Annotated in this window: 23 protein-coding genes; 11 read left to right on the top strand and 12 right to left on the bottom strand. The window is 68.6% G+C overall.

The window, feature by feature from the left end:
* Nucleotides 1-12 precede the first annotated feature (12 nt).
* Nucleotides 13-990 (bottom strand): Bug family tripartite tricarboxylate transporter substrate binding protein, encoded by a 978-nt coding sequence (locus AC1DF3_RS04630; protein WP_286525771.1) that lies wholly within the window; start codon nt 988-990, stop codon nt 13-15.
* A gap of 34 nt (nt 991-1,024) precedes the next feature.
* Nucleotides 1,025-2,266, bottom strand: coding sequence for a pyridoxal-phosphate-dependent aminotransferase family protein (locus tag AC1DF3_RS04635; RefSeq protein ID WP_478138958.1), 1,242 nt, complete (start codon nt 2,264-2,266; stop codon nt 1,025-1,027).
* Between the two features lie 125 nt (nt 2,267-2,391).
* Here AC1DF3_RS04635 and AC1DF3_RS04640 point away from each other — a divergent pair, with 125 nt between their 5' ends.
* Nucleotides 2,392-3,087 (top strand): GntR family transcriptional regulator, encoded by a 696-nt coding sequence (locus AC1DF3_RS04640; protein ID WP_478138959.1) that lies wholly within the window; start codon nt 2,392-2,394, stop codon nt 3,085-3,087.
* A 10-nt stretch (nt 3,088-3,097) separates the two neighbouring features.
* Nucleotides 3,098-6,157: an FAD-binding and (Fe-S)-binding domain-containing protein gene (locus AC1DF3_RS04645; RefSeq protein WP_478138960.1), complete on the top strand. Its 3,060-nt coding sequence runs from the start codon at nt 3,098-3,100 to the stop codon at nt 6,155-6,157.
* Here the strand turns inward: AC1DF3_RS04645 and AC1DF3_RS04650 are convergent.
* Nucleotides 6,154-6,381 carry a hypothetical protein gene (locus AC1DF3_RS04650; protein WP_286525778.1) on the bottom strand — a complete coding sequence of 76 codons (228 nt, stop codon included), beginning with the start codon at nt 6,379-6,381 and terminating at the stop codon, nt 6,154-6,156. The genes AC1DF3_RS04645 and AC1DF3_RS04650 overlap by 4 nt on opposite strands.
* Nucleotides 6,382-6,482: 101 nt before the next feature.
* Here AC1DF3_RS04650 and glsA point away from each other — a divergent pair, with 101 nt between their 5' ends.
* The 4 genes from glsA to AC1DF3_RS04670 all read left to right on the top strand — a co-directional run bounded on the left by glsA (nt 6,483) and on the right by AC1DF3_RS04670 (nt 9,157).
* Entirely contained in the window at nt 6,483-7,487 is a 1,005-nt protein-coding gene (glsA, locus tag AC1DF3_RS04655) for a glutaminase A (RefSeq protein WP_286530557.1), read from the top strand.
* Between the two features lie 77 nt (nt 7,488-7,564).
* Nucleotides 7,565-7,951 (top strand): hypothetical protein, encoded by a 387-nt coding sequence (locus AC1DF3_RS04660; protein ID WP_286530556.1) that lies wholly within the window; start codon nt 7,565-7,567, stop codon nt 7,949-7,951.
* 11 nt (nt 7,952-7,962) lie between these two features.
* Nucleotides 7,963-8,199, top strand: a complete 237-nt coding sequence (locus AC1DF3_RS04665; RefSeq protein WP_286525782.1) for a glycine zipper domain-containing protein — start codon at nt 7,963-7,965, stop codon at nt 8,197-8,199.
* Between the two features lie 46 nt (nt 8,200-8,245).
* A complete protein-coding gene (locus AC1DF3_RS04670; protein WP_478138961.1) occupies nt 8,246-9,157 on the top strand; it encodes a bestrophin family protein in 912 nt (303 codons plus the stop codon).
* Nucleotides 9,158-9,161: 4 nt separating this feature from the next.
* On the opposite strand, the gene AC1DF3_RS04675 is transcribed toward AC1DF3_RS04670, so the two are convergent.
* Together AC1DF3_RS04675 and AC1DF3_RS04680 are read right to left on the bottom strand one after the other, a co-directional pair.
* The gene (locus AC1DF3_RS04675; protein ID WP_286530554.1) at nt 9,162-9,494 is read right to left on the bottom strand and encodes a protealysin inhibitor emfourin; all 333 of its coding nucleotides are present in this window, start codon (nt 9,492-9,494) and stop codon (nt 9,162-9,164) included.
* The gene (locus AC1DF3_RS04680) at nt 9,491-10,573 is read right to left on the bottom strand and encodes a M4 family metallopeptidase (RefSeq protein ID WP_478138962.1); all 1,083 of its coding nucleotides are present in this window, start codon (nt 10,571-10,573) and stop codon (nt 9,491-9,493) included. The genes AC1DF3_RS04675 and AC1DF3_RS04680 overlap by 4 nt, the downstream gene beginning before the upstream one ends.
* A gap of 285 nt (nt 10,574-10,858) precedes the next feature.
* On the opposite strand from AC1DF3_RS04680, the gene AC1DF3_RS04685 reads away from it, so the two are divergent.
* Together AC1DF3_RS04685 and AC1DF3_RS04690 are read left to right on the top strand one after the other, a co-directional pair.
* A complete protein-coding gene (locus tag AC1DF3_RS04685) occupies nt 10,859-11,545 on the top strand; it encodes a hypothetical protein (RefSeq protein WP_478138963.1) in 687 nt (228 codons plus the stop codon).
* A 15-nt stretch (nt 11,546-11,560) separates the two neighbouring features.
* Nucleotides 11,561-12,124, top strand: coding sequence for a methyltransferase family protein (locus AC1DF3_RS04690; protein WP_478138964.1), 564 nt, complete (start codon nt 11,561-11,563; stop codon nt 12,122-12,124).
* Between the two features lie 7 nt (nt 12,125-12,131).
* Here AC1DF3_RS04690 and AC1DF3_RS04695 read toward each other — a convergent pair whose 3' ends face one another.
* Complete coding sequence (locus tag AC1DF3_RS04695; RefSeq protein WP_478138965.1) at nt 12,132-12,623, bottom strand: hypothetical protein; 492 nt, start codon at nt 12,621-12,623, stop codon at nt 12,132-12,134.
* 95 nt (nt 12,624-12,718) lie between these two features.
* A complete protein-coding gene (locus AC1DF3_RS04700; RefSeq protein ID WP_478138966.1) occupies nt 12,719-13,246 on the bottom strand; it encodes an N-acetyltransferase family protein in 528 nt (175 codons plus the stop codon).
* A gap of 78 nt (nt 13,247-13,324) precedes the next feature.
* Between AC1DF3_RS04700 and AC1DF3_RS04705 the strand changes: the two genes are divergently transcribed.
* The gene (locus tag AC1DF3_RS04705; RefSeq protein ID WP_478138967.1) at nt 13,325-14,284 is read left to right on the top strand and encodes a DUF2272 domain-containing protein; all 960 of its coding nucleotides are present in this window, start codon (nt 13,325-13,327) and stop codon (nt 14,282-14,284) included.
* A gap of 15 nt (nt 14,285-14,299) precedes the next feature.
* Here AC1DF3_RS04705 and AC1DF3_RS04710 read toward each other — a convergent pair whose 3' ends face one another.
* The gene (locus AC1DF3_RS04710; protein ID WP_478138968.1) at nt 14,300-16,207 is read right to left on the bottom strand and encodes an acyl-CoA synthetase; all 1,908 of its coding nucleotides are present in this window, start codon (nt 16,205-16,207) and stop codon (nt 14,300-14,302) included.
* Complete coding sequence (locus AC1DF3_RS04715; protein WP_286530544.1) at nt 16,204-17,109, bottom strand: phytanoyl-CoA dioxygenase family protein; 906 nt, start codon at nt 17,107-17,109, stop codon at nt 16,204-16,206. The genes AC1DF3_RS04710 and AC1DF3_RS04715 overlap by 4 nt, the downstream gene beginning before the upstream one ends.
* Nucleotides 17,110-17,229: 120 nt before the next feature.
* Here AC1DF3_RS04715 and AC1DF3_RS04720 point away from each other — a divergent pair, with 120 nt between their 5' ends.
* Nucleotides 17,230-18,057 (top strand): YihY family inner membrane protein, encoded by an 828-nt coding sequence (locus AC1DF3_RS04720; RefSeq protein WP_478138969.1) that lies wholly within the window; start codon nt 17,230-17,232, stop codon nt 18,055-18,057.
* Between the two features lie 24 nt (nt 18,058-18,081).
* Here the strand turns inward: AC1DF3_RS04720 and AC1DF3_RS04725 are convergent, their stop codons facing one another.
* The 3 genes from AC1DF3_RS04725 to AC1DF3_RS04735 all read right to left on the bottom strand — a co-directional run bounded on the left by AC1DF3_RS04725 (nt 18,082) and on the right by AC1DF3_RS04735 (nt 22,139).
* The gene (locus AC1DF3_RS04725) at nt 18,082-19,752 is read right to left on the bottom strand and encodes a response regulator (RefSeq protein ID WP_478138970.1); all 1,671 of its coding nucleotides are present in this window, start codon (nt 19,750-19,752) and stop codon (nt 18,082-18,084) included.
* A gap of 4 nt (nt 19,753-19,756) precedes the next feature.
* Nucleotides 19,757-21,259 carry an ATPase domain-containing protein gene (locus AC1DF3_RS04730; RefSeq protein ID WP_478139116.1) on the bottom strand — a complete coding sequence of 501 codons (1,503 nt, stop codon included), beginning with the start codon at nt 21,257-21,259 and terminating at the stop codon, nt 19,757-19,759.
* A 124-nt stretch (nt 21,260-21,383) separates the two neighbouring features.
* On the bottom strand, nt 21,384-22,139 hold the full coding sequence (locus AC1DF3_RS04735) for a hypothetical protein (protein WP_478138971.1): 756 nt from the start codon (nt 22,137-22,139) through the stop codon (nt 21,384-21,386).
* A 187-nt stretch (nt 22,140-22,326) separates the two neighbouring features.
* Here AC1DF3_RS04735 and AC1DF3_RS04740 point away from each other — a divergent pair, with 187 nt between their 5' ends.
* On the top strand, nt 22,327-23,115 hold the full coding sequence (locus tag AC1DF3_RS04740; RefSeq protein WP_478138972.1) for an SDR family NAD(P)-dependent oxidoreductase: 789 nt from the start codon (nt 22,327-22,329) through the stop codon (nt 23,113-23,115).
* Nucleotides 23,116-23,136 lie beyond the last annotated feature (21 nt).

The raw sequence follows: 23,136 nt of genomic DNA on the forward strand, positions 1-23,136 counted from the left end.
GCCAGCCGATCCTCAGGCGTCGACCTTGACCTTGCCGTCGCGCACCACGCGCGCCCACTTGTCGATCTCGCTTGAGATGAACTTGGCGAACTTGTCGCGCGAGCCGCCGCCGTCCTCGGCGCCGTAGGTGTCGAGGCGCTCCTGCACATCGGGCATCGCCAGCACCGTGTTGACGTCGCGGTTGATCTTGTCGGCGATGGCCGACGGCAGCTTGCCGGGGCCGGCAAGGCCGTACCAGGTGGTGGCTTCGAAGCCCTCGAAGCCCTGTTCCTGCATGGTCGGGATGCCGGGATGGCCCTTGGCGCGCTTGAGCCGCGTCTGCGCCACGCCGATCACCTTGCCGCTCTTCACGTGCGGGGTCGCGGCGGTCATGGTCTCGAAGCTGTACTGGATCTGGCTGCCCATCAGGTCGGCCAGCAGCGGCCCGCTGCCCTTGTAGGGCACGTGCAGCGCATCGACCTTGGCCTGGAGCTTGAACATCTCCAGCGCCAGATGCTGCGCCGACCCGGCGCCGGCCGAGCCGAAGCTCACCTTGCCGGGCTCCGCGGCGCACAGGGCGACGATGTCCTTCACGGTCACGGCCTTCTGCGTCGGGCTTGCGATCAGCAGGTTGGGCGTGACGCCGACCAGCACGATCGGCACGAAGTCGCGCTGCACGTCGTAGCGCAGCTTCGGCTGCAGGCTGGGCGCCAGCGCGTGGCTGTTGATGTGCGCCATCAGCAGCGTGCTGCCGTCGCTCGGCTGGGTCGACACGTACTCGGCGGCCAGCACGCCCGCGACACCGCCCTTGTTCTCGACGATGACCGTCTGGTTCCACATCACCGACAGCTTCTGCGCGACCACGCGGGCCAGCGCGTCGGTGCCGCCGCCGGGCGGGAAGCCGACCACGATGCGCACCGGGCCGGTGGGCCATTCCTGTGCGAACACGCTGGGCACGCCCAGGGCGGCCGCGGCGGCGCCCGCGGCCTGGATGAAGGAACGTCTTTGCATGGTGTCTCCGTTGTTTTGAATGACGAGCCGGCGCTCAGGCGGCCTTCTGCAGCGCGGCCGGCGCCGCGTGGCCGGCGAAGTAGTCCATCGAGGCCTGCACGCCGCTGCCGGCGAGCTTCACGCCGGAGAGCTTCAGGCCCATCTCGACGCCGGCGACCATCGCGACCAGCGTCAGGTCGTTGCTGTCGCCGAGGTGGCCCATGCGGAACATGCGGCCCTTGAGCTTGCCCAGCCCGGTGCCGAGCGACAGGTCGAAGCGCTGGTGGATGAGGCGGCGCACCGCGTCGGCGTCGATGCCCTCGGGCGTGATCACGCCAGTGAGCACCGGCGAGTACACGGCCGGGTCGGCGCACTGGATCGGCAGGCCCCAGGCGTTCACCGCGGCGCGCACCCCCGCGCCCCAGCGCTGGTGGCGCGCGAAGACGTTGTCCAGCCCTTCGCCGAGGAGCATGTCCAGTGATTCCGACAGGCCGTAGAGCAGGTTGGTGTTGGGCGTGTAGGGCCAGTAGCCGTCCTTGTTCATCTCGACGATTTCGTCCCAGGCCCAGAAAGACCGGGGCAGCTTCGCGCTCTTCATCGTGTCGAGCGCCCGCGGCGAGATGGCGTTGAAGCTGATGCCCGGCGGCAGCATCAGCCCCTTCTGCGAGCCGCTGATGGTCACGTCCACGCCCCATTCGTCGTGGCGGAAGTCGGCGCTCGCCAGGCCTGAGATGCTGTCGACCATCAGCAGGGCCGGGTGACCCGCCGCATCGATGGCGCGGCGCACCGAGGCGATGTCGGAGGTGACGCCGGTCGAGGTCTCGTTGTGGACCACGCACACGGCCTTGATCTTCTTCTCGGTGTCCTTGCGCAGGCGGGCCTCGATCAGGTCGGCCTGCACGCCGTGGCGCCAGCCCGCTGCCTGAGGCAGGTGGTCGTCCGTTCCGCCATAGGCGAGGAATTCGGTCGAGATGCCCAGGCGCGTGGCCATCTTCTGCCAGAGCGAGGCGAAGTGGCCGGTCTCGAACATCAGCACATGGTCGCCGGGGCTCAGCGTGTTCGACAGCGCCGCCTCCCAGGCCCCGGTGCCCGAGGCCGGATAGATGACCACCGGATGCTGCGTCTTGAAGACCTGCCGGATGTCCGCCAGCACCTTGCGGCCGAGGGCGCCGAACTCGGGCCCGCGATGGTCGATGGTGGGCAGGCTCAGCGCGCGCAGGATGCGGTCGGGCACCGGGCTCGGACCGGGGATCTGCAGGAAATGCCTGCCGGTGGGATGGGAGTCGAGTTGAAGCATGGGGCCGTCCTTTCCTTTTCAGTTTTGCATTCAAAACACAAAAAATCATGATCGTTATCCCCTACGCACAATGATTGATACATCGTGAATTTGCATTCAAAATGCATCTCAAGGGAAATGAAGCCATGGCTGAAGTGATAGAAATCTCGCGCCTCGCGCTGCATGACCAGGTCGCGTCGCGCTTGCGAACCATGCTGATCGAAGGGCAGATCGCACCCGGCGCCAAGCTCAACGAGCGCGAGTTGTGCGAGCAGTTGCGGGTCTCGCGCACGCCGCTGCGCGAAGCCATCAAGCTGCTCGCGGCGGAGGGGCTGGTCGACCTGCTGCCCAATCGCGGCGCGGTGGCCGTCAAGCTGACCGAGGCCGACGTGGTCAACACCTTCGAGCTGCTGTCGATGCTCGAAGCCATGTCCGGCGAACTGGCGGCGCAGCGCATCACCGACGGCGAACTGGCAGAAGTGCGCGCTCTGCACTACGAGATGATGGCCTGCTTCGCGCGCCGCGACCTCTCCGGCTACTACCGGATCAACGCCCGCATCCACGCGGCGATCAACGACGCGGCCAAGAACCCGGTGCTGACCAGCACCTACCGTGCGGTCAATGCGCGCGTGCAGTCGCTGCGCTTTCGCACCAACCAGAACGAAGCCAAGTGGGCCGGCGCGGTGGCCGAGCACGAGCGAATGATCGAAGCCCTGGGCGCCCGTGACCCTGCCGCGATGCGGCAGGTGCTGGTCGAGCACCTGAACCGCAAGCGCGACACCGTGCTGGAGCTCCTGCGCGCCGGCGAAATCTATCCACGGGCCCCAGCGGCCAAGACCTGAAGCCCACCCCATGCGCATCGAGCCCGCCAGCCATCTGCAGCCCGCCGGTACGGTCCTGCCTCCCAACGAAACCTGCGAGGCGCTGGCCAGGCGGCTGGCGGCCGAGACCCAGGGCGAAGTGCTCTTCGACGACGCATCGCGCGGCCGCTATGCGACCGATGCGTCGATCTACCAGATCATGCCGGTAGGCGTGCTGGTGCCGAAGACCGAGCGCGACATCGCGACCGCCATCGACGTGGCGCGCGATCTCAAGGTGCCGGTGCTGGCACGCGGCGGCGGCACCAGCCAGTGCGGCCAGACCACCGGCGCGGCGCTGGTGATCGACAACAGCAAGCACTTCCGGCGCGTGCTGGATCTCGATCTCGACCGCCGCACCGTCACGGTCGAGCCGGGCATCGTGCTCGACCACCTCAACGCGCAGCTCAAGCCGCACGGGCTGTGGTATCCGGTCGACGTGTCGACCAGCGCGCAAGCCACGCTCGGCGGCATGGCGGGCAACAACTCCTGCGGCTCGCGCTCCATCGCCTACGGCAACATGGTGCACAACGTCGCCGGCGCGAGCGCCTGGTTGTCCGACGGCGAACTGGTCGACTTCGGTCCGGTCTCGAACCTGGGTGCGAGGGCCAGCGACATCGCGCTGCATGTGCGGCAGCTGGTGCTCCAGCACCGCGGCGAGATCCACGCGCGCTGGCCCAAGGTGATGCGCCGGGTCGCCGGCTACAACCTCGACATCTTCGACAACCAGAGCGAGAAGCCCTACACGACGGACGGCAGCGTCAACCTGGCGCACCTGCTGATCGGCGCCGAAGGCACGCTGGCCTACACCCGCAGCCTGACGCTCAAGCTCGCGGAACTGCCGCGCGCAAAGGTGCTGGGCGTCGTCAACTTCCCGAGCTTCCGAGCGGCCATGGATTCGGCGCAGCACATCGTCAAGCTGGGCCCCACGGCGGTCGAGCTGGTCGATCGCACGATGATCGAGCTGAGCCTCGCCAACCCCGCCTTCAGGCCGACGGTCGAGACCGCGCTCATAGGCCGGCCCGCCGCCATCCTGCTGGTCGAGTTCTCGGGCGGCGACAAGGCCTCGCTGCTGCCCAGGCTGAAGGACCTGGTCGACCTGATGGGCGAGCTCGGCCTGCCCGGCAGCGTGGTCGAGATGCGCGACGACGCGCCGCAGAAGAACCTGTGGGAGGTCCGCAAGGCCGGCCTCAACATCATGATGAGCCTCAAGGGCGACGGCAAGCCGGTGAGCTTCATCGAGGACTGCGCGGTGCCGCTCGAGCATCTGGCGGACTACACCGACGGCCTCACCGAAGTGTTCGCGAGGCACGGCAGCAGGGGCACCTGGTATGCCCACGCCTCGGTCGGCACGCTGCACGTGCGGCCCATCCTGGACATGCGCACCGATGGCGGGTCCAAGATGCGCGCCATCGCCGAGGAAGCGGGCGCGCTGGTGCGCAAGTACAAGGGCGCCTTCAGCGGCGAGCACGGCGACGGCCTGTGCCGCGGCGAGTGGATCGAATGGCAGTTCGGCCCGGCGATCAACGAGGCCTTCCGGTCCATCAAGCAGAAGCTCGATCCGATCAATCTCTTCAACCCCGGCAAGATCATCGATCCGCCGAAGATGGACGACGGCGCGCTGTTCCGCTTCGCACCGGCGACGGCACCGAAGCCCTACCGGCGCATCCCGCTCACGCCGGTTCTCGACTGGTCCGCATGGAACGTGCAGGCCGATCCGGTGACGGAAGCGACCACGGCGCCGGGCACCGGCGGCGACCTCACGGGCGGCTTCGCCAAGGCCGTCGAGATGTGCAACAACAACGGCCATTGCCGCAAGTTCGACGCCGGCACGATGTGCCCGAGCTACCGCGTGACGCGCGACGAGCAGCACCTGACGCGCGGCCGCGCCAACACGCTGCGGCTCGCCATCTCCGGCCAGCTCGGTCCCGACGCCTTCACCAGCGAGGCCATGCACGAGACGATGGACCTGTGCGTCGGCTGCAAGGGCTGCAAGCGCGACTGCCCGACGGGCGTCGACATGGCGAAGATGAAGATCGAGTTCCTGGCGCACTACAAGAAGAAGCACGGCCACACGCTCAAGGACCGGCTCATCGCCCGCTTGCCGGACTATGCCCACCTGGCCAGCCGGGTGCCGTGGCTGCTCAATCTGCGCAACAGCGTGCCGGCTGCACGCTGGCTCGGTGAAAAGGTGCTGGGCCTTTCCGCCAGGCGATCACTGCCCGTGTGGCGCAGCGACACCTTCTGGCGCGCTGCCGACGCTTCGACGTTCGCCAGCCGCGAGCAGGCCATTGCCGCGGCGCGAGAAGGTCGCAAGGTGGCGGTGCTGTTCGTCGACACCTTCAATGGCAACTTCGAAAGCCAGAACGCCTGGGCCGCTGCGCGCGTGCTCAAGTCCGCCGGCTACCTGCTGCACACGGTTCAGAAGGACCGCGGTCATCATTGCTGCGGCCGCACCTACCTCGCCAATGGCATGGTGGACGAAGCCAGGGCCAGGGCCGGTGCATTGATCGATGCGCTGGTGCCGTTGGCGGAAGCCGGCATTGCGATCGTCGGCCTCGAGCCCTCGTGCCTGCTGACCTTGCGCGACGAGACGCTGGTCATGGGGCTCGGGGCCAAGGCCGACAAGGTCGCCGGTCAGGCGCTGCTGTTCGAGGAATTCATCGCGCGTGAAGTGAAGGCGGGCCGGTTCCGGCTGGCGCTCAAGGCGGTGGACCAGCCGATCCTGCTGCATGGCCATTGCCACCAGAAGGCCTTCGGCGCGGTGAGCCCGATCCTCGATGTCCTCAAGCTGATTCCCGGCGCCAAGCCGGAGCTGATCGAGAGCTCATGCTGCGGGATGGCCGGAAGCTTCGGCTACGAGGCGGCCCACTACGAGGTCTCGATGCAGATGGCGGAAGCCAGCCTGCTGCCGGCGGTGCGGTGTAGTCCCGACGCGATCGTGGTGGCCGATGGCACCAGCTGCCGCCACCAGATCGCCGACGGCGCGCAGCGCGAGGCGGTCCACGTCGCGGTGCTGCTCGACCGGCAGCTTGCGACTCCTGCATCTTCCTAGTCGATCCAGGGACCGCCGAGCATCGCCTGGATGTAGGCCGCGACCTTGACCAGGTCTTCATCGGACAAGGGAATCGGCGGCGCGTCGACCAGGTGCTCGGCGACCATGTGCAGCTTCGCCGATGCGTTGGGCTGCTCCTGGAGCAGGACCGCGAGGGCCGCGGTCTGGGCGACGGCCCTCAGCTCGAGCGATCGGAGCCGTGCGTTGAGTTCTTCCGCGTCCATTTCGTCCATCCTTCGAGAGTCCAAGAGTGAGGCCCGATTCTGCTTCGGATTGGGCCGGCGGGTGATGGCCCGTGCTACGCTGCGCGCGGAGGACCCAGCCTGTGCACACGCCGATTCCGCTCGACGAACCGACCGATCCGCCGCTGGTTTCCACCGGCCACCTGCCGCCCCCCGAGCGCGTGAAGGCGCTGGTCGACGAGGCCTATGGCCGCTACCGCTCGATCGACGAAGGCGCGGTCGCCGACTACATCCCGGCGCTGGCCAAGGTGCCGCGCGACCTGTTCGGCGTCTGCCTCGTCGGCGTCGACGGCTCGGTCCATGAGGTCGGCGATGCCGGGCACGCGTTCTCGATCCAGAGCGTCTCGAAGCCTTTCGTCTTCGCCCTGGTCTGCCAGGCCATCGGCGCCGAGGAGGCGCGCCGGAAGCTGGGCGTGAACGCCACCGGGCTGCCATTCAACTCCGTCATCGCCCTGGAGCTGAACCAGGACCGGACCATGAACCCGATGGTGAATGCGGGCGCCATCGCGGCCACCAGCCTGGCGCCGGGCGAGACCGCCGACGAAAAATGGCGCTTCATCCAGGATGGACTGTCGCGCTTCGCCGGCCGCAGGCTCGAGGTCGACGAAGAGATCTACCAGTCCGAGGCGGCCACCAACCTGCGCAACCGAGGCATCGCCAAGCTGCTCGAGGGCTATGGCCGCATGTACTTCGACGCGCTGGAGGCCACCGACATCTACACCCGGCAGTGCGCGTTGAAGGTGACCGCGAAGGACCTCGCCGTGATGGGCGCCACGCTGGCCGACGGCGGGGTCAATCCGGTCACCGAGGAGCGGGTGGTCGACGCCTCGGTCTGCAAGCGGGTGCTCGCGGTGCTCGCCACGGCCGGGCTCTACGAGCTCTCGGGCGACTGGCTCTACGAGATCGGCCTGCCGGGCAAGAGCGGCGTCAGCGGCGGCATCGTCACGGTGATACCGGGCAAGGGCGGCCTGGGCACCTTCGCACCGGCGCTGGACGAAGCCGGCAACAGCATCAAGGGCCAGCGGGTGTCCAAGTACCTCTCGGAGCGGATGGGCCTGAACCTGTTCGCGTCCAAGCCCGACCACTGAAGGCTCATGGTCGAAAGGCCTTGCACCGGCCATTGTTGCGAGGAAGAATGCAAGCGGGAAGTCCTCAAGGAGATGCAATGAAAGCACTGACCCCTCCGGGACGCGCGGCCCTGATCGCAAGCTTTGCACTCGCCATCGGCATGGCATGGAGCACGGGCCGCGCAGCCGAAATCGCCGTGGTCAACGGCGAGCAATGGACCACCTCCAGCGATGCCGTCAAGAAGGCCTACCTGGTCGGCGTCGCCAACATGGTCCAGGTCGAGCGCGCCTACAGCGGCGCGACGCCACCCTCGGACGCCCAGAGCATCGTGCCGCGCATGGCCAGGGGAATGCAGGGCCAGACCCTCGACAGCGTGCGCGAAGGCGTCGACCGCTGGTATGCCGCCAACCCGACCAAGCTGAAGCGCCCGGTACTGGACATCATCTGGTTCGAGATGGCCGCTCCCGGACTGCAAAAGAAATGACGGAGGCCCTCATGAAATCGCTTGCTTGGATGGCGGGCATCGCCAGCGTGACGCTCCTCGTGGGCTGCACCAACATGACCCCGCAGCAGCAGGGAACGATGAGCGGCGCGGCCATTGGCGCCGCGGCGGGCGCCGGGATCGCGGCGATCGCCGGCGGCGACGGTTGGACGGGTGCCGCCATCGGCGGCATCGCCGGCGGCATTGCCGGCAACATCAAGGGCGGCCGCCAGCAGCAGCAGGGGTGGTGACCGCGCACCGGGCGAGAGCGGTGCGGCCCGACATGGCGCGCGCCCGATGATCGTCAGGCCTCGACCCCATTGGCTGCGCCTGTTGTTCGTCTGGCGCGGATCGGTGCTGCCCGACATCCTGCCGCAGCTGCTGGCGACCACGGCCTTCGCGATCCTCGTGACCGTGCTTCACGGGCGGCTGTTCCAGTGGAAGATCCCGCTGAACTTCGTGCCCTTCTCGCTGATCGGCCTGACCCTGGCGATCTTCCTGGGCTTTCGCAACGGCACCAGCTACGCGCGCTACTGGGAGGCGCGAACGCTCTGGGGCATGGTGCTCAACGACACGCGGGCGCTGGTGCGGCAGGCGCTCACCCTGGCGGACGCGCCGTCGGAGGCGTCCTTGCTGGCGGCGCGGCTGATCGCCTTCGTGCATGCACTGCGCCACCAGCTGCGCCGGACCGATCCGGCGGCGGACTTCGAGCGCCTGCTTGGCGCCGAGGACCGCGACCGCCTGCGCCCGGCACGCTACAAGCCCGCGATGCTCCTGCTCATGGCCGGCGAGTGGCTGCGCGACCGGCGCCAGGCCGGGCGGATCGCGCCCGCGCTGGTCCAGGCCATGGAAGGCCCGCTCGGGCGGCTCACCGACGCACTGGGCGGCTGCGAGCGCATCGCGGGCACGCCGATCCCGTTCACCTACACCGTGATCATCCACCGCACCATCTACCTCTACTGCGTGCTGCTCCCGTTCGGACTGGTCGATGCGATCGGCCCCATGACGCCGGTGATCGTGGCCTTCATCGCCTACACCTTCTTCGCGCTCGAGGCCCTGGGCGCCCAGATCGAGGAGCCCTTCGGCACCGACCCCAACGACCTGGCCCTCGACGCCATGTCGCACATGATCGAGTCCTCGCTGCGCGAGATGATGGGCGAGCCGCTCGCGCCGCAGGTCGCCGAGCCGGGCGCGTTCATCCAGACCTGAGCCCTCAGGGCAGCGCAGGCTTGGCGAGCGATTCGAGCACTGAGGGCATCGCATCCTCCGGCAGGTCGATCACCTGTTCGCCTCCGGCCGCGTCCTCGACGCGAAGGCGATAGCTGAAGCGGTCGGCACCAGGCGCCGGGCCGGGCGGCGCACCGCGCGACCTGGCCGACCGGTCGGACGCCGCCGCTTCGATCACCCGTCCCAATGCCTGCTGCTGGGCTGCGCTGAGCGCCGCGAAGTCGTGCTCGGCGCTCACGGCCAGCCCGGCCAGGCCGCCGCGGCGCTCGATGCGCACGCGGCGCACCGCGGGCCGTGCGGGATCGGCCGGCTCGGTCATGGGCTCGCGGGCGTGACGCCCACCTCGGTCCAGGCGCTGGTGCACTGGGCCTGCAGTGCGGCGCCGCCGATCTTCAGCGCCGAGGCGATGGTCAGCGCCGCGAACTCGCTGAAGGTGGCGTCGCTGCGCATCGCCCGGTTGATGCAGGTGTCGTACCAGGCCTTGATGGCATTGCCCCAGGCCTGCCCGCCGGCCGCCCGCGCGAAGGTGGCGAAGGCCTTGTTCGGCACGCCGCTGTTCACGTGCACGTCGGCCGTCGGGTCGATCTCGCTGTAGAGCTCGGGCTGCGGCGACAGGCAATGCTTGGCCGAGGGCTGCGCCATGTCGCGCAGGCAGGTGAAGCCCTTGGCCAGTGCCGGCGGCGCCATGATGCCGGCTCCGACCAGCCAGCCGCGCGGCTCGGTCACGGCCCAGTTGTTCAGCCACTGGTTGAACACGGTGCCGAAGACGTCGCTGATGCTCTCGTTGAGCGCACCCGACTCGCCTTCATAGCGCAGGGCGCTGAGGTTCTGCGTCACGCCATGGGTCAGCTCGTGGCCGATGACGTCGGGCGACAGGTACATCTCGCCGAACAGCTTGCCGTCGCCGTCGCCGTACACCATCTGCGAACCGTTCCAGAACGCGTTGTCGTAGTTCCTGGCGTAGTGCAGGCTGGACACCAGGTCGAAGCCCTTGTTGTCGACCGAATTGCGGCCGAGCACGGTCTTGTAGAACTCCACCACCTTGGCGGTGGTGTCGAACACGGTCTTGAAGGCGCCGGCAGGCGATGCCACCGCCTTGCCCGGCAGTCCCTTGCGATGCATGCAGTCGAACAGATGCTGAGCCGGCACGTGAACCGCCGCGCCGGCCAGGAAGCGATCCGCGTCGCGCAAGGTCGCGATGCGATGGGCTTCACGCAGTCCGCGCAGGCGTTCGGTTTCCACATAGGTGTCCTGCAGGGCCTTGCGCGTGGCGGGGTCGATCGCGCCGTCGCGCGCGTATTTCTTCAGCACGCCGGGCGGGACGATGAAGCAGCACATCGATCGATAGGGCCGGACCGGCGCATCGGATGGTCGGCCGCAGGCATTGGCAGATGACATGGCGTTCTCCTTGAAGATCCCCGGACCTTCGGCGATCGAACTGGCGCCGGGCCGGAACGCAATTAGGAACCTGGCGCTCGCGGAATGCGACCTCCACGTGAAGGAGCCATGCGCGCGTGCAGTCAGTGCGAAGTCAGCTCGGTTATCCTTGCGTCGACCTGTTCGCTGCCGCAGGCAGTGTCATGGAGGCCCATGCGAATCCCGAGCGCTGTTCCCGCCAGAGCACTCTTCGCCGCCGCACTTTGCGCGCTGTGTTCGGCCGGCCTGCGCGCGCAGGAGTTTTCAATGCTCGCCGGGCCGCTGGTCAGCAAGGACGAAGACACCTACTCCTGGGAAGCCACGTACCGGGAGGGCCTCGGGCGCCATGCGGCCTGGAGCTTCTCCTGGCTCAACGAAGGCCACATTCCGAACCACCATCGCGACGGTCAGGTGGTCCAGCTCTGGGGTCGCCTGCCGCTGCGCGAGAACCGGCTCGAGCTGTCGGCCGGTGCGGGTCCGTACCGCTTTTTCGATACGGTTGCGGCCGAGGCCGGCGGCAACTATTCGGACACCCATGGCTGGGGCCTGGTGCTGAGCCTTCGCGCCGCCTACTACTTCGACAACCGCTGGATCGCGCAGATGCAGCTGAATCACGTGCAGACCTACCACGGTCCGGACACGACCGCGATCGTCGTCGGCCTCGGCTATCAGCTCGAAGCGCCGGACGGCCCGGGTCCGCGCGAGCGCGCCGAGATGCGCAGCACGAACGTCACCGGCAACGAACTCACGCTGTTGCTCGGCAGGTCGATCCTGAACAGCTTCGATTCGGAAACGGCGAGCGCCCAAGGCCTCGAATATCGGCACGGGCTCGACCGCTACGTGGACATCAGCGCGAGCTACCTGCATGAAGGCGGGCGGACCCAGTCCCGTCGCGATGGCCTTGCGGCGCGCGACGCCGACCTGCTGATGGCCGGCGTCGGCATGCGCTTCTAGACGCCGGCCCACCGTATGCTCCTCCCTCTCGCAGCCTATGGTCCGACCTTCGTGGTCGTGAGTTCGGCGCTGCTCTACATCTCGCGCGGCGCGATGACGCGTCCGCGCTCGCACGGCTTCTATCGTTTCTTCGCCTGGGAGTGCATCCTCGGGCTCATCTGGATCAACCTGCCGGTCTGGGGCGCAGACCCGCGCGCGCTGCCTCAGCGGGTGGCGATGGTGCTGTTCATGGCCTCGGTCTGGTTGCCGGTGCATGCATTCCGCCTGTTGCGGCGCGACGGCCATCCGGGCGAGGCGCGCCAGGACGAAGCGCTGATCGGATTCGAGAAGACGACCGCGCTCGTGACGGCCGGCGCCTTCCGCTACATCCGCCATCCGATGTACACCGCGCTGATCTGCCTGGCCTGGGGCATCTTTCTGCAGCAGTTCACCTGGCTGGGGCTGGCGCTGGTGGTGGCGGCGACGGTGCTGCTGTTCGTCACCGCGGTGCGCGAAGAGCAGGAATGCCTCGCGCATTTCGGCCAGGCGTACCGGGACTACATGCGGCGCACGCGTCGCTTCGTGCCCTTCCTGCTGTAGCTGCCGCCTATGCGCCCTCGGTCTGCTCGTCCGGCCCGGCGTCCTGCAGACAGGCATCGCGCAGCAGCCCCGGGCACTGTTCGCGGAAGTCCGCGAAACCGAAGGCGCTCGCCGCCATCGTGGCTGCGAGCAGCAGCAGCCAGGCGGTCGTCGCGAAGCCATTGCGCGCCCTGGGACGCTGTCGCTCGAGGTAGGCCTGCCAACGTTCCTCTCCAGGGGACGCGTGGCCTTCGAGCTTCGCCAGGTAGTCGGCCACAAGGGCCAGTCGGGCGCGGACGGCCCTGGCTTTCAGGATGCCGTAGGCCGGGACGATGATCGGCAGGAACCACACGAGGCCCTGGTAGCCGACATAGTCGCCCGCGCCCCGGACCAGCCAGGCGAACAGGGCCACCACGCCCAACACGCAGGCCAGCTCGAGGCGCGCGAGCGCCGCCATGCCGCTGCGCATCTCCTGCTGCAGGGCGACGTACTCTTCTCTTGGCAGCCATGGGTCGGCCATGCACGCTTCTCCGTCATCGCCGGCAGGGGCGCCGGCGGGGTGAGGAGCTTACCAGCGCCGGTCCCGCCGTCAGGGCTTGCGCGACGCCCGGCGATTCAGTCCAGCAGCAGCCCCAGCACGTACTCGTCGACGTAGTGCGATTGGTCGCCTCGCTTGTAGAAGTCGCGCAGCGTGCCTTCGTGCACGAAGCCGAGTTTTTCGTAGAAGCGCAACGCCTGCGTGTTGTCGCTCTCGGCGTAGAGCTCGACCCGCCGGATGCCTTCGGCGCGCAGCCGTGCGATCGCGTCCAGCATCATGGCGCGGCCGATGCCCGCGCCGTGCCGGCGCGGGTCGACCGCCAGCGTGCCGAGCAGGGCCACGTGGCGCAACCGGCCCGGGTAGCGCGTGGTCTCGTAGAAGCCGGTGATCTCGCCGTCGACCTCCCAGACGAAGAAGCTGCCGCTCGCCAGCAACCGGGCATAGACGTCTTCGAAGTCTTCGAAAGGCATCGGGTCGTAGGTCAGGAACGGAACCACCTTCTCGTGGCTGTAGATCGAGAAGACGTGGCGGATGTCGTCGGGTCGGGCGAGGCGTCGCATGGTGGTGTGGGGGCGTCGGAAAGGCGGCCGAGTGTAGTCCCGCACCGGGGCTATGCTCGGGTCCGAATGTCCTTCCATTTCGTGCCGCGGCGGCTTCTTCCGGTTGCCGCTTCCCTCTTGGCCATGGCCGCGCCGTTCGCTGCCGGGGCCGCTTCACTGTGCCTCGACACCGCCACGCGATCTTCCCCGCCGCCCCGCGCGCTGGCCATGGCCGCCGCGGCCGAGCGCGAACACCGGGCCTTCGGCGGCCAGGCCATGGATGCCGAAGGCCGGCTCACCGAATCGGGCCTGTCGGAGGCCGAGGACGTGCGCACCGGTGCGTGGGCCCGCGCACCCTGGGAGCGGGTGCTCGGCTATTGGGGCGCCGTCGATCCGCAGCAAGGCCGCCTGCCCTACCTCGTGCGCTTCGGCGCGCTGCGCCCGGCCGATCGGCAACTCCTGCTGCAGGCGTTGAACCAGGCCACCGCCGCCCGGCTGCAAGGCCTGGGCGTCGGCCCGGACCAGGGCCTGGAATCGCACGAGCTGCGCGCCGCGCAGGCCGCGATCGACCGGGTCGCCGTGATCGACACCCCCTGGTCCGCGGCTTTCGTGAGCTGGCTCGCGCGCCAGGCCGGGCTCGGCGCGGACGAGTTCCAGTTCTCCGAGGCCCATGCCGACTATGCGGGCGCGGCCTGGCAGGCCGGCAGCGCCGAGGCGGCCGGCCGTCCGACCGCCTACGCGATGCGCGCCTGCGACATCACGCGCACCCCGCCGCGCGTCGGCGACCTGGTCTGCCAGGCGCGCGGCACCGGTGCCGGGCTCGACAGCTTCGAGAAGATCGGCGAGGCGCTGGCGGCCCGCCGCATCGGCGGCGGCGCCTTGCCGATGCACTGCGATGTCGTGGTGGCGGTCGATGCCCTGGGCTTCGATGCCATCGGCGGCAACGTGCTGCAGTCCGTCACCTTGCGCCGGCTGGCCTTTGCGCCGGGGACCCGCTGGCTCGACCCCAGCTACCTGAGCGACGGCTGCGGTGCGGCCAAGCCCGACTGCGTCGATCGCCACATGAGCCGGCAGCCCTGGTCGCTGCTGTTGCAGTGGCGCTGAGCCGCGCCGTGCGGCTCAGCGCCAGACCGTCTCGTGCTTCAGGACCAGCGGGTCCAGGCGCTCGTCGATCTGTCGCGCGACCGATTCGCGATCGCCCGTGGCCACGCCGGTGACCGCGACCGTGACCAGGCTGCCGTGCAGCGCGTGGGCGCCGACTTCGACCGCCAGTTCGCGACCGGCTTGCTGCAGGTCCGACAGCAGGCGCAACGCCACGCGCTGCGCCGCCTGCCATCGCAGCGCGGGCTTGAAGACCTTGCCCACCGCGGTCAGCGGCAGGGCCTCGACGAACAGCACCTCGACCGGCAGCGCCGCGCGTTCCGGCGTGCCGGCGGCAACGAAGGCGAGCAGGTCGGCCGCCTCGACCGCCGCGCCCGGCTTGAGCTGCACGAACGCGATCGGCAGCTCGCCCGCATAGACGTCCGGCTGGCCGACCACGCTGGCCTGCGCCACGGCGGGATGCTGGAAGAAGACCTCTTCGATCGCCATCGGGTCGATGTTGTGGCCGCCGCGGATGATCAGGTCCTTGGCGCGGCCGGTGATCCAGAGGTAGCCTTCGGCGTCGAGGCGGCCGAGGTCGCCGGAGTTCACCCAGCCGGGCGCGACGAAGGCCTCGCGGTTGTGGCTGTCGCTCAGGTAGCCGCTGAACACACCGGGCCCGCTCATCGCCACGACCCCGCTCTCGCCCACCGCGCAGTCGCGCGTGGCACGCCCCTCGGCATCGACCTCGACGATCCGCACCCGGCTGTACGGCACCGGATGGCCGACCGAGCCCAGGCGGATCGGCCGGTCGAGGTAGGCCAGGGTGTGGACGCTAGAAGTCTCGGTCATCCCGTAGACCTCGACCACCGGCACCTCGAAGCGCTGCGCGTAGGCCCTGCCGATCGGCACCGGGATCGCCGAGCCGCCGCCCGAGCAGATGCGGATGCTCGAGACGTCGGCGCCGGCTAGCGGCACGTTGAGCGCCGCGCCGAGCACGGTCGGAACACCGCCGAACACTTCGGGCCGAAAGCGTTCGACCAGCCGCCAGACATTGCGCACGGCGACCGGATTGCGCCAGCCCGACGGCGACAGCACGACGATCGCGCCGCCCGCGCTCAGCTGCGCCAGGCCCTGCGTCAGCGCACCGCCCACATGGAAGAGCGGCAAGCCGAACAGCAGCGGCGCGCCGGCGCGCACCTGCAGCATCAGGCCCACGGCCCAGGCCTGGTACACCTGGTTGCCGTGCGTATGGCGCACCAGCTTCGGCATGCCGGTGGTGCCGCCGGTATGGAAGTAGGCGGCGGTATCGCTGGCCGCGATCCGGCGGCCGCCGAGCAGCCGATCGGCGGGCTGCCGGTCCACCAGTGCGTCGAAGCCGTGCACGGCGCGTGCCGGGTCGCTCTCGCCCCCAACCACGACGATCGCCTTCAGGCCCGGCAGCTGGTCGCGGATGCGTTCGACCTTGGCCCATATGTCGGTTCCCGGCACCGGGCCGAGCGCCACCAGCACCTTGGTGTTCGCGGCGCGCAGGATCTCGGCGATCTGGCCCGCCTCGAGCAGCGGATTGACCGGATTGGCGATGCCGGCCGCCTCGGCGCCGAACAGGCAGAAGAAGCTCTGGGGAACCAGCGGCAGCAGCAGGCTGACGACGTCGCCGGGGCCGACGCCGAGTTCGGTGAACAGGTTCGCGGCCTGCGTCACGCGGCCGACGAATTGCCGATGGCTGATGCGCAGCGGCGTTTCGTCGGGCTCCGCCTGCGGCAGGAACACGATGGCATCGGCGTCCGGGTCGCAGGCGGCGCCGCGCTGCAGGGCCTCGTAGGTGCTCTGCGCCGAGATGCGCTCGGCATAGGGCGTGGCTTCGAAGGCACGCAGCTGGGCGTCGGTCGCGAAGGCCGGCCATGCGTCGCCGATCAGCCGGTCCAGGGGGTGCGCGGGTGTCATGGGGTCTCCTGTTCGCGCCGGCCGTCGCGAGGCGCTGCGGCTACGGCATTGACATGGTCGGGTTGCAGCACCTTGGCCGGATGCGACGCCGTGACGTGGCCCATGAAGGGCGGCATGATCTCGTAGCCGAGCAGCGTCTGCAGGCGCGGCGACATGCCGCGCACCAGCGCCGGCGGGATGCCGAGGTAGAAGTTCTCCTGGGTTCGCGCCCAGGGTTCGCAGTACTGATTCGAGAACGCCAGCCGCGGCGCCGCACTGCGATTGGCGCCGCCGCGGTGCATCAGGGTGCCATGGAAGAAGATGCAGGCCCCGGCCGGCACCACCATTGGCACCAGCATGCGCTCCAGCGAGGGCGGCATCGGCGCATCGGCATCGCGGCCGTCGTAGCCCCCGATGATCCGGGCGTCGCTCCAGCGGTGGCTGCCGGGAATGACCTCGGTGCCGCCGTTCTCGGCCGTGAACGCATCGACCGCGACGATCGTGCTGAAGCTGATCGAAGGCCGCGGGCGCGGCACCGGGTAGAACGAGTCGTCGTAGTGGATCGGCTGCGGCGTCTCGCCCGGATGGATGCAGATCGCCTGGCTCGCCGTCAGCAGGTAGCCCGGCGCCAGCAGCCGGTCGAGCAGGGCCAGCACCCGCGCGTCTTCGGCGATGTCCTCGAAGCAGCGGCCCCGGCCGACCAGCGTGTAGACCCGCTCGGTGCGCACGCCCTCGAAGTTGTTGCGTCCGGTGTGGCTGCCCAGGTGCGGCGCGAGGCCCGCGCGGACCCGCTGGAGATCGTCCGGCCGCAGAAAGTCGGGGATGACCGTGTAGCCCTGGGCGTCGAGTTCGGCGAGATGGCGCTGCACGCCGATGGCGCTGTTGTCCAGGTGGTCTGGCGCCGTGTCCGTCAATGTGGTCATGAAGATCCTCGGTCGCGCGCAGCGTAGCCCGGAACGCCGGCCCGGACAACCAAGAGGAACCCCGAGGCCGGTTGCGGCAGCCTTCACAATCGGCGGGCCGAATCTCATTTGCCGCGACCCATGTTCACCCTGACCCGAATGACGATCCAGCGCGCCCGGAAAGAGCGCTTGCCCCAGGTCGCCGGGAGCCTGACCTTCACGACCCTGCTGTCCATCGTGCCCTTGCTGGCGGCGAGCTTCGCGCTCTTCACGCACTTCCCGGTGTTCAGGCGATTCAAGGATGCGATCCAAGAGTTCCTGCTGAGCCCGCTGCTGCCGGCCGATATCGCGCGCACGGTCCTGCAGTACCTGAACCGGTTCGCCGCCAACGCCAGTGGCTTGACCTGGGTCGGCTCGCTGCTGCTGCTTTGCACGGCGGTGGCGATGCTGCTCACCGTGGAGAACGCCCTGAACCAGATGTGGGAGGTGCGGCGCAACCGGCCGTTCTTCAGGCGGGTCGGCCTGTACCTGCTGATGCTGGCGGTCGGGCCGCCGGTCCTGGGCCTGAGCCTGTGGGCGAGCTCCCATGTGCTCGGCGCCTCGCTGGGCTGGATCGGCGCGCTGCCGGCTTCGCTCGCCTTCGTGTTCGATCTCGGCCCGCTGCTGCTCGTGCTGGCGGCGCTGACCAGCATGTTCTACCTCGTCCCGAACACCCAGGTGCGCCTGCGCGATGCGCTCGCCGGTGGCTTGGTCGCCAGCCTGGCCTTCGAGTTCGGCAAGCGCGGCTTCGCCGGCTACCTCGCCAAGGTGCCGACCTACAAGGCGGTCTACGGGACTTTCGCGGCGTTCCCGATGTTTCTGCTCTGGGTGTATTTCTCGTGGCTGGTCACGCTGGTCGCGGCCATGATCGCGGCCAACCTGGGGCGTGCCAGGAAGGAAGGCCGACGATCCTCGAATCGAGCGGCATGACCGGGTGGCGCGCGGCCGAGGTGCCTATGGCTGCGGGCGCTTTCGCCGAAGCTCCATCGACACGGCCTTGCCCATGGTGTCGAGGTCGAAAGGCTTGGCGAGCACCGAATGCGGGCCGATCAGGCGCTCGACGGCGTTCATGTCCGCGTAGCCGGTCGCCATGAGAATCGGAAGATCGTCGTACATCGCACGTGCATGGGCGATCAGTTCAGCGCCGTTCATGCGCGGCATCAGATAGTCGACCAGCAGCAGGTCCGGTCGCGCCTTCTTCAACTCGGTCAGGCCCGCAGCGCCATCCGCGGCCTGACGGACGTGGAAGCCAAGCACCTGAAGGCACTCGACCATGCTCCGGCGAACGGCGGGGTCGTCTTCGACGACCAGGATCTCCGCCTGCAACGCCATCGCGGCGCTCTGCCCGCGCAGCATGGCCTCGGCCGCTTCCTTCGGCGCCGGGGCCAGCGGGAAGCAGAGCTTGATCGTGGTGCCTGCGCCGACCTTGCTCTGCACTTCCACATTGCCGCCCGACTGCCGTGTGAATCCGTAGACCTGGCTCAGGCCGAGCCCGGTACCGGCGTGCTGCTTGGTCGTGAAGAACGGATCGAACACCTTGCCCAGCAGGTTGTCCGGGATCCCTTCGCCCGTATCGCGCACGGCGACGCTGACCGAGCCCAATGGATACGCAGTGGCGGCGGCCGCCATCTGCGTGTGGATTTCCAGCATGCCGCCCTGGGGCATGGCGTCGCGCGAGTTCACCGAGAGATTGAGGACGGCCATCTCCATCTGGGCGGCGTCGACGACGACGTAGGCGGGGTCGGGACACAGGGTCAGCGACAGCTTGACATGGGCGCCCACGGATATCGAAATCAATTCGGCCATGTTGCGGATGAGATCGTTCACGTCGTGCAGCTTGGGCACCAGGCTCCGCGTGCGCGCAAAAGACAGCAGTTGACCGGTCAGGCGCGAGCCCCGGTCCACGGCCTCCTTGGCCCGTCGCGCGTAGTGGCGAACGCGGTCGTCCTGGACGGTCAGCCGCTCGATCAACTGCAAGTTCAGGTTGACGGCATGCAGCAGGTTGTTGAAGTCGTGCGCGATGCCGCCGGTCAGGCGGCCCAGTGCTTCCATCTTCTGGTTCTGGACCCGCGAACTCTCGACGCGTTCGCGCTCCAGGATCTCGCGCATCAACCGATCGTTCGCGCTCGCGAGGTCGGCGGTCCGCTCGGCGATCCGGGTTTCGAGCTTGTCGTTGAGTTGCTCGACGCTCAGCTTGGATGCCTCCAACTCGGCAAGATGCTTGCGCGTGAGGTACTGGCGCTGCCGTGCCCGCAATGCGGACTCGGCAGCACTCGCCAAGGTGTCGGGGTTGACCGGCCGCTCGAGCAGCACCAGGTTGCTGAGCTCCTGCAGCGCAGAGCGGGCACGATCGGTCCGGTGCAGCGTCTGCCGCGCCGCCAGGACGACGAACGGATAGTCGGACCACGGCGGCTGGCTCGCGAGCATCTCGCGCAGCGCATCGACGATGCCGTCGGTCAGCGCTTCCTCGGTGAGGATCGTAGCGGCCGAGTCCCGGGACATTTCGCGGACCAGCGCGTCGCCGCCTTCGCAGATGTGTGCAACGACCCGCCGTGCCGCCAGCACCTCGGCGATAACCCGGGCGTCGCGCCCGAACGGCGCCAGGACGAGTATTCGATTCTCCACGCCGTCACGCCTGTTCCGCGCTGCCGAGCAGCGAGGTCTCTCCGCGATAGCGCGGAACGCCAGCCATGACACCTTCGAAATCCGTGAGCGCCTCACCGATCTCGAGCCCGCTCGGGCTGAGCCTGAACTGATGGATCGTGGAGGCGTGCGCGCTGGTGCGACTCTTGATCACCGACACCGCCTTGAGGAGTTGCCCACGGGCCTCGAAGTACCGGAACTGCAGCATCGAATCGCTCAGGTAGCTCAGGTCGACATCGTTTGGAACATCGCCGGAAAGGCCGTGCTGGGACAGGACCAGAATGGTCGTCACGCCCTGCAGATTGAGGTACGTCAGCAGCTCGTGCATCTGCAGCAGCAGGAAGTTGCTGCCGGGCATCGCGACCAGGTAGGCGTTCAGCGTATCGATCACGACCGTGCCGACACCCCGCCGCTCGACCGCATCGCGCACACGATGCGAAAACTCGCCGGCGGAAATCGCCGCCGGGTCGATCGTGTGCAGATCCAGCTGACCCGACGAGATGTACTCTTCGACGTCCAGTCCCAGGGCCCGCGAGCGCAAGATGAGTGTCTTGATTCCTTCGTCGAAAAGGAAGAATGCCGCCTTGCCCCCGCGCTGCATGGCGGCAGCCGCACAGCACACGGCGGTGGTCGTCTTGCCGACGCCGGCGGGGCCCGCGAACAGCAGGTTGCTGCCCGGGACCAGGCCGCCGCCCAGGAGCCGGTCCAGTTCCGCATTGCCGGAGCTCACGGCTTCGCTTGCATGCTCGCGGCCGTGCTCGTTGGCCACCAGGCGCGAGAACACCTGCAGCCCGCCCCAATCCAGATTGAAGTCGTGCTCGCCTTCCCGGAACCTCACGCCGCGCATCTTCACCACGCGCAGGCGACGCTTGTCGGGTCCGTAGGTGCCGGTGTTCTGCTCGAGATGGATCACGCCGTGCGCAATGCTGTGCAGATGCATGTCGCCGGCACCGGCCGATTTGTCATCGAGCATGAGCACGGTGCAACGCTGCGTCAGGAAGAAGCGCTTGAGCGCCAGGATCTGCCGCCGATAGCGCAGCGGGTTCTGGGACAGCAAGCGCAGCTCCGAGAGGCTGTCGAAGACGACACGCTCCGGTCGCACGCGTTCCACCAAGGCCATGACGTTGCGGATCGTTTCGCCCAGCTCGAAATCGGAGGGGTTGAGGATGCTCTGCTCGGCGTCTGCGCTCAGGCCCTCGTCGCCGACGAGATCGAAGATCTCGATGCCGTCGAGTTCCCACCCGTGCGACCTCGCGCCCTGCGCAAGCTCGTCGGAAGTCTCCGACAAAGTGACGTACAACCCCTTTTGGCCGAGTACCCGCCCTTCGAGAAGGAACTGCAGGCCGAGCGTCGTCTTGCCGGCGCCCGGGGTCCCTTCGACAAGATAGAGGTGCCCCGCGGGCAGTCCTCCGGCCAGCACCTCGTCGAGGCCTGGCACCCCGGTGGGCTCGAACAGCGACGGCTGCGAGGCAGTATGTGGATTCGTCATGGCGAGAGCATCCGGTTTCTTTTTCCTGAATCTAGTGTGATGACGGATGTCGTCTCGAGCGATGCTGCGCGCGCCGGCATGTAGGCGCTTTTCTTGAAAGCGTGTGGGTACGGGCGGCAGGCGCTCAGGGTTGCGAGGGGCCCCGACGCAGGCGGGCCACCATCGCTTCGAACGTCTCATCGGAGAACCGGAGCAGCCGCACGCGGTCGTTGACCACCCTCAGCAACTCGTGCTCGCCGCAGACCAGGGTTGCGCCGGAGCCTGGCGCGCCGTCGGTCATCTCGCCGGGGAAGGACAGGTTCCAGTAGGGCCAGTCCATGGGCAGCACTTCGATGTTGTAGGCCTCGGCCAGGGCCAATGCCGGAATGGCCATCGTTTCGAGGAACTGGTGGTCGGGAGATGCGATGGGGACCGGTCGGTGGACCTTGACGGTCAAGGCGAACCTGACCCGCATGTCGAGGTCCAGGTGTCCTTCCCGGACCAGCACGCCGAGGCTGGCGGGAGCGCTGTGGGTCCAGGCCGCGGCCTGGCTGCCCAGAAACGCGAAGGCCTCGCCAGATTCGCAGATCGCGAACAGGCGCTCGCACGGGCCCGGCGAACGCGCATAGGCCCGCAGCACCTCTGCCAGCACCGGGCGTCGACGGACATCGGCGTAGAGCCGGTGCGGTGCGTAGCCGAATCGCAGGAGTGCTGCGTGGCATAGATCCTCGGGCGCCACCTCGCCGTGGATGCCGGCCAGTCCGGCCAGTGCGTCCATGCACTGCCAGATGACCCGCGCGACCTCCGTCAGCGGTTGCCCGGTGATCGCGGCGATCGCTGCCGGAATGGGGCGCACCGGACCTGCCCGGTCCCGGACGATCGGGCTGAGTGTTCGTGCCATGCAGGAGCCTTGTGTCTGATCCGATAACGCCCCGCGACCCGGTGCGGAGGCAACGGACCGATCGTAGGTTCCCCGGGCCCCCGCGGCCCGTGGCACCTCGGCCGTGCGCGTGTAGGACCACGCAGCATGGAGCGCTCTGGCACAGTTGGCCCCCTCGACACTGAACGTTCTCATCCAAGGAGGTGCCATGGATCTTCAATTGACCGGCAAGCATGTGCTTGTCACCGGCGGCAGCCGCGGCATCGGGCTGGCCTGCGCCCGCGAATTCCTGCGCGAAGGCGCGCGGGTCAGCCTGGCCGGGCGCACGGCCGCGCACCTGGAGGCCGCAGTGGCGGCATTGCGCGCCGAGAGCTACGCGGCGCACGGCCAGCTCGCCGACCTCGGTGATGCGGGTGCGGCGCTGGCGATGGTGGATGCCGCCGAAGCCGAGGGTGGCCCGATCGACGTGCTCGTCAATTCGGCCGGGGCCGCGCGCCGCACGCCCTTCGACGAGTTGCAGCCGCAAGCGTGGCAGGACGCCATGCAGGCCAAGTTCTTCACCTACGTCAACGTCATGGACCCGGTGATCAAGCGCATGGGGGCGCGCGGCACGGGCGCGATCGTGAACGTCATCGGCATGGGCGGCAAGGTCGCCACCACCACCCACCTGGCGGGCGGTGCCGCCAATGCGGCGCTGATGCTCGCGACCGCCGGCCTGGCCGCGGCCTACGGGCCGCGCGGCGTGCGCGTGAATGCGGTCAACCCGGCACTGACGCTGACCGACCGCATGGCCGAAGGCCTGGCCGCAGAGGCCCGGCTGCACAAGACCAGCGCCGAGGCGGTGCTGCGCGACGCGCAGGCCCGCATGCCCCTCGGGCGGGTCGCCGCGCCCGAGGACATCGCGCGTGCGGTCGTGTTCCTGGCATCGGGTGCGGCCGGCTACATCTCCGGAGCCATTGTCTCGATGGACGGCGCCGCGGTGCCGATGGTGGTCTGAGGCCGTGAAGGGCCCGGCCCC

The sequence above is a fragment of the Variovorax sp. 10N432 genome, assembly GCF_056394465.1.

Bases quoted from the DNA above. Each gene is read 5' to 3' on its own strand.
- AC1DF3_RS04735 (WP_478138971.1), bottom strand. From the start codon at position 22,139: ATGGCACGAACACTCAGCCCGATCGTCCGGGACCGGGCAGGTCCGGTG.
- AC1DF3_RS04705 (WP_478138967.1), top strand. From the start codon at position 13,325: ATGGCCGCGCCGTTCGCTGCCGGGGCCGCTTCACTGTGCCTCGACACC.
- AC1DF3_RS04740 (WP_478138972.1), top strand. From the start codon at position 22,327: ATGGATCTTCAATTGACCGGCAAGCATGTGCTTGTCACCGGCGGCAGC.
- AC1DF3_RS04675 (WP_286530554.1), bottom strand. From the start codon at position 9,494: ATGACCGAGCCGGCCGATCCCGCACGGCCCGCGGTGCGCCGCGTGCGC.
- AC1DF3_RS04630 (WP_286525771.1), bottom strand. From the start codon at position 990: ATGCAAAGACGTTCCTTCATCCAGGCCGCGGGCGCCGCCGCGGCCGCC.
- AC1DF3_RS04640 (WP_478138959.1), top strand. From the start codon at position 2,392: ATGGCTGAAGTGATAGAAATCTCGCGCCTCGCGCTGCATGACCAGGTC.
- AC1DF3_RS04690 (WP_478138964.1), top strand. From the start codon at position 11,561: ATGCTCCTCCCTCTCGCAGCCTATGGTCCGACCTTCGTGGTCGTGAGT.
- AC1DF3_RS04660 (WP_286530556.1), top strand. From the start codon at position 7,565: ATGAAAGCACTGACCCCTCCGGGACGCGCGGCCCTGATCGCAAGCTTT.
- AC1DF3_RS04710 (WP_478138968.1), bottom strand. From the start codon at position 16,207: ATGACACCCGCGCACCCCCTGGACCGGCTGATCGGCGACGCATGGCCG.
- AC1DF3_RS04695 (WP_478138965.1), bottom strand. From the start codon at position 12,623: ATGGCCGACCCATGGCTGCCAAGAGAAGAGTACGTCGCCCTGCAGCAG.
- AC1DF3_RS04720 (WP_478138969.1), top strand. From the start codon at position 17,230: ATGTTCACCCTGACCCGAATGACGATCCAGCGCGCCCGGAAAGAGCGC.
- AC1DF3_RS04730 (WP_478139116.1), bottom strand. From the start codon at position 21,259: ATGACGAATCCACATACTGCCTCGCAGCCGTCGCTGTTCGAGCCCACC.
- AC1DF3_RS04665 (WP_286525782.1), top strand. From the start codon at position 7,963: ATGAAATCGCTTGCTTGGATGGCGGGCATCGCCAGCGTGACGCTCCTC.
- AC1DF3_RS04650 (WP_286525778.1), bottom strand. From the start codon at position 6,381: ATGGACGCGGAAGAACTCAACGCACGGCTCCGATCGCTCGAGCTGAGG.
- AC1DF3_RS04680 (WP_478138962.1), bottom strand. From the start codon at position 10,573: ATGTCATCTGCCAATGCCTGCGGCCGACCATCCGATGCGCCGGTCCGG.
- AC1DF3_RS04670 (WP_478138961.1), top strand. From the start codon at position 8,246: ATGATCGTCAGGCCTCGACCCCATTGGCTGCGCCTGTTGTTCGTCTGG.
- AC1DF3_RS04645 (WP_478138960.1), top strand. From the start codon at position 3,098: ATGCGCATCGAGCCCGCCAGCCATCTGCAGCCCGCCGGTACGGTCCTG.
- AC1DF3_RS04715 (WP_286530544.1), bottom strand. From the start codon at position 17,109: ATGACCACATTGACGGACACGGCGCCAGACCACCTGGACAACAGCGCC.
- AC1DF3_RS04685 (WP_478138963.1), top strand. From the start codon at position 10,859: ATGCTCGCCGGGCCGCTGGTCAGCAAGGACGAAGACACCTACTCCTGG.
- AC1DF3_RS04635 (WP_478138958.1), bottom strand. From the start codon at position 2,266: ATGCTTCAACTCGACTCCCATCCCACCGGCAGGCATTTCCTGCAGATC.